The organism is Methyloversatilis sp., assembly GCF_030696805.1.
Lineage (GTDB): Bacteria > Pseudomonadota > Gammaproteobacteria > Burkholderiales > Rhodocyclaceae > Methyloversatilis.
In genome coordinates this window covers 1-4,155 of the sequence record NZ_JAUYRO010000058.1, presented here as the reverse complement: position 1 = coordinate 4,155, position 4,155 = coordinate 1, and the positions used below count along the sequence as shown (strand labels likewise).

At 53.8% G+C, this 4,155-nt stretch carries 4 protein-coding genes; all 4 read left to right on the top strand.

The annotated features are described in order from the left end of the window. Positions 1-216: hypothetical protein (locus Q8R75_RS11220; RefSeq protein ID WP_305663660.1), on the top strand; the 216-nt coding region annotated here is incomplete at its 5' end. A 279-nt stretch (positions 217-495) separates the two neighbouring features. Next, entirely contained in the window at positions 496-1,416 is a 921-nt protein-coding gene (locus Q8R75_RS11215) for a CAAX protease (RefSeq protein WP_305631627.1), read from the top strand. Positions 1,417-2,333: 917 nt separating this feature from the next. Continuing rightward, positions 2,334-2,597: a helix-turn-helix transcriptional regulator gene (locus tag Q8R75_RS11210; protein ID WP_305663659.1), complete on the top strand. Its 264-nt coding sequence runs from the start codon at positions 2,334-2,336 to the stop codon at positions 2,595-2,597. Between the two features lie 507 nt (positions 2,598-3,104). Continuing rightward, positions 3,105-3,725 carry a DNA-binding protein gene (locus tag Q8R75_RS11205; RefSeq protein ID WP_305663658.1) on the top strand — a complete coding sequence of 207 codons (621 nt, stop codon included), beginning with the start codon at positions 3,105-3,107 and terminating at the stop codon, positions 3,723-3,725. Positions 3,726-4,155 lie beyond the last annotated feature (430 nt).

The window sequence follows — 4,155 nt, the reverse complement described above, 5'->3', positions numbered from 1 at the left end:
TTCGGCGAGCTTGCCGACGGTGCCAACGCGCTGATCTACCTTGGACGGGGCGACAACACGAACGCAGCCCTGTCGGGCGCGGCCATGATTCCCTTTATCGGCTGGGGCGCCACGACGGCGAAGGTTGTGGGGAGGGTGGATAATGCAGCGGAGGTGGCGAAGGGGGCAGGTGAGGCAAGCAGCCTTGTGAAGGCGGTTTTAGAAATTATGATTTAATTCAAAGGGTTGGGCGTGGAAAATTGGACGTTTTTGAAAAATCTTGCATCTTGCGGGCATCTACGCCCAGCGACCAGAAAGCTAGGAGCGGAACACAAATGAAAACCCCGGCTCAAGGCCGGGGTGGGTATTCTAGGTCTTAAGTGAAGGGTCGTAGACTTTCATCCATTGGAACCCTTCATCAACCTTACGCTTAGTATAGAAACTTGAAGGCGCGCTCGTCAAGCGTAGCGGTTCGCACCCGGCATCGGGCCAAGAGATAAATTCGCAGGGAGAAAAATGCCAAAAACGCTTCTGTACCGCCCGACCCTTATCGACCAGCTAATTAGCAACGAGCGCATCAACAGCTACCAGAGCGTCTTCCAGCCCTCCAATGACGTCGAACTTATGGGTGTTTACCTCTGGAATGCCCACGTGAGTAGTGCAATCTACCCCATCATCGGGGCAACTGAGATCTCCTTGCGCAACGCCGTTGATCGGGCGTTGCGTGCGCACCTTGGGAATTTCTGGTGGTCAGGAGCAAAGCTTCGGTACCGATCCTTCGCCCCAGGCGTCTCTCCTCCGCAACCGGTTAAAGCGGTACGCGACAACTTCGTCAAAGCTACGCGGAAGTTCGTCGCTGAGCAGCGCAGCCGATACGGCGTGACCGGCGCTGTCGCTCCAAACCACCATGGAGTGATGGCCAAGACGGAATTCTCAACATGGGGCTTCATGCTGGACCAAGAGTTTATGGGCAATAGCTTGATTTGGCCAAGCCGTCTGGGTACCGTCTTTGCCGGTGCTTGGCCGAGTTCACATGCAGCTTCTACCCTCTCCTATGCTCACGACTTGGTTTCAACCGTCCGCGATTTTCGAAACCGCTTGTTCCACCACGAACCCGCGTGGAAACGATTCGGCGTACGGTCGGAGGCGGATGCACTGATACACCTGCAGGAAAAGATCGGGAAAATTGAGAGTCTGCTGGCGTTGATCCATCCCGAGAACCTCCGATTATTTGAAAAGAACGGATTTCTCAACATTGCTCGGCGCGCGTGCACTTCTCACGAGATACGGCGATTTCAGCATCTTACGCAGACGTACAAAGTGAACTCCTTGGGGAAGCTTCAGTCTTTGGTAGCTCGCGGGGGGCTCGATAACAGCGTAATCCGGGCAAAGCTCTATTCGGGCCAGCAGCGACAATTTCTTGTTACACCGGTTTAAGCGTGTCGCACGCAAGCTAAGTGATTCCTCGCTGTTTGGGAGAGATGCCTTCAGTGAATACAAGTCCGGGATGGGAGCCCCGTCAGGGGTTCGTACGGGAGAGAGCGCTATCGCGCTGGAGGAAAATCGGGTCGGGTTCATCTCCAGTGTAGCAAAGCCGGGCGCGCCTCCAACATGAATTTCATAAATTACGTTTTAATTCAACGATTTGGGTGGGCAAAATTGAGTGTTTTTGGATAATCTTGTCTCTAATGAGACAAGTAGGCGCTGTTCTTGTCTCTAGTGAGACGACGTGTCTTCCTGAAGTGAGACGGATGACGATAAGTCACTGAAATGACGCAATAGGCATTCTTGTCTCTAATGAGAATCTACGGCTTTTTCTTGGCTCACTTTTCCGTGCCTTTAAGGGTGTCAAACCCTCGCTATCCGAAGGCTAAGAATCCAAAGAAGAGCGCCCCTAGATTTGGTCCAAGGGCGCTGGTGAGAGAAGACCGCGGGAGCTGCTCAGATCTTGGTCTCGCGTACGACAATTGCATAGCCGCCGAAGGGATCAGGGACAGCTACTCGTTCTTTGAGGATGCCCTCGTTTAAGGCAGCAGCACGCGCTGCGAGGGCACGCAGCTTGAGCATGCGATCGCTAGGCTCTTGCGGCTGATTGGTCGGCGCAGTTTGAGCTTCCAAAACAGATCCTTTCGAAGAAGATTATTGGCGGTTGATCACAACAGATCTGCGTACTGCTGTACGAATCTGCGACTAAATAGCAGTGCCCAATGGCCATGAAGGACTGTTTGAGGGGTTAGGGCCTAAGGGGTATAGCGTTTGCGGGAGCCCACAGACCGCAAAATGGCTCGTCCGGCCACGCGGCGCCGTGGGACTCCCTCTCAATTACCTATACGCAAGGGAAAAGAGGTAAGGATATGAACACCGTAGCGCTCATCGACGACATCGCCATCGAACAAGGCAGCGACAACCCTTATGCTGACCTTGGTCGGCCCGATGCCGACGAAATGCGGGTGAAGGCTGAACTCGCGCACCAGATCGCCCAGATGATCAAGAGCCGGCGCCTGACGCAGCAACGGGCGGCCGAACTGCTGGGCATGCCTCAGCCCAAGCTCTCTGAGATGCTACGCGGCAAGTTCCGAGGCATCAGCCAGGCCAAGATGAAGGAATGCTTGGTCTGACGGCCAAAATCAGTGACAGGGTGTCTTGGCTAAAATGACGGAGATTCGGGACGGGGACGAGGAGAGCCTTCCGCAGGGTCGGGGGCAATTCCCCAGTGCGGTCCTCGTCATGACTCAAGCCCTTGCACCAAGAGCGCGCGGCATTTTTAGTGAAAATGTTAAGAAATTTCACTTTTTAAGACTATTTCAGCAGTCGCTGAAATAGGGTGGGCAACTGAAAGTCCTCTCCGGAGTAGAACTGGCTGACAGCCAGGGGCACTAGGTAAGTTGTCACTTGACAACCCGAGTGCGGTGACCTAAGGTACGTGAGTCGAATGAAGCGTAGAGAACACCCGAACAAAGAGATTGAACGGGCGGTGCGCCTAGCGGAAGCTGCTGGGTGGCGCATCGTTCTCGGAGGTAGCCACGCATGGGGGAAGATGTATTGCCCTTACAACACCGACGATTGTCGATGCGGGGACTTCTGCATTACGAGTATTTGGAGCACGCCTAAAAGTCCGGAGAACCATGCAAAAGCTCTCTGCAGGGTCGTGGCCGGGTGCACGGGAAAGACCGAAGCAAAGGGGCCTCGGTTCACGTAAGGCTAAGAGCGGGGAAATGATGGAATTTAGTTTTGTTTTGAAATATCGGCTTGCTGAGAGCAATCAGGATCTCGATGACGTAATCGAGCGACTGGCCGAGGCGGGTTGTGACGATTCTTTGATCGGAACAGGGACGGCCGGCCGAATTGCCTTGGACTTCACGAGAGAGGCTGAAAGCGCCGACGCTGCAGTATTCAGCGCCCTGTCAGACGTGAAGCGAGCGCTTCCTGACGCTGAGCTGATTGAAGCCGGTCCCGATTATGTTGGATTGTCTGATATTGCCAACATAATCGGAGTGAGCCGGCAGTATATGCGTAAGCTCTGGACAGAAAATTCATCGAGTTTCCCCCCTCCTGTTCATGCGGGAAGCGCATCGCTTTGGCATTTGGCAGACGTTTTGAATTGGCTAAGCGCTAAAGGGAGTTTCGAGAGCGAGAAAGCAGGAATCCTACAGATTGCGGATACGGCTATGCAAGTCAATATCGCTAAGGGGCAATCGCGGACCAAATTGGATAGCTGCAAGCTGTTTTTACCCTTGGTAGCTTGATTTTGTACATAGAGGCCGCGCTATTCAACCATTTTGGACTAAGCAAAAGGAAAGGGCCCCTGCAGAAGAGGGGCCTTTCTGTTTTTGCTACACTCCCGATCGGGTGGCCGACAGGAGCGGCGTCCGGCGCCTGAGAAACATCGGGTCACGCTGCTGTCAATCCTGGCCTCCCTAAAGGAGGTGATGCGGGTGAAGCTCTCACTCGTGTTCAAACAACTTAGACTCACCTATTAATTGGAGTCCGGCATCAACCTTACTCACAGTATAGAAACTTGACCAGGTGATCTGTTAGGGAAACGCTGATCAAAGCCACCCTTCCGGGATTTTTCGTCCGTGAGGCAGCAACTCCGAAATTCGCATCGTCATGACATCGAATTTCGGCTCTTTTTCAGCCCCGAATCATCGACCCGAGGCCCTTTCGGGGTTCATC

Excerpts from the sequence above, each read along its gene's own strand:
- Q8R75_RS11205 (WP_305663658.1), top strand. The coding sequence starts at position 3,105 with ATGCAAAAGCTCTCTGCAGGGTCGTGGCCGGGTGCACGGGAAAGACCG.
- Q8R75_RS11215 (WP_305631627.1), top strand. The coding sequence starts at position 496 with ATGCCAAAAACGCTTCTGTACCGCCCGACCCTTATCGACCAGCTAATT.
- Q8R75_RS11210 (WP_305663659.1), top strand. The coding sequence starts at position 2,334 with ATGAACACCGTAGCGCTCATCGACGACATCGCCATCGAACAAGGCAGC.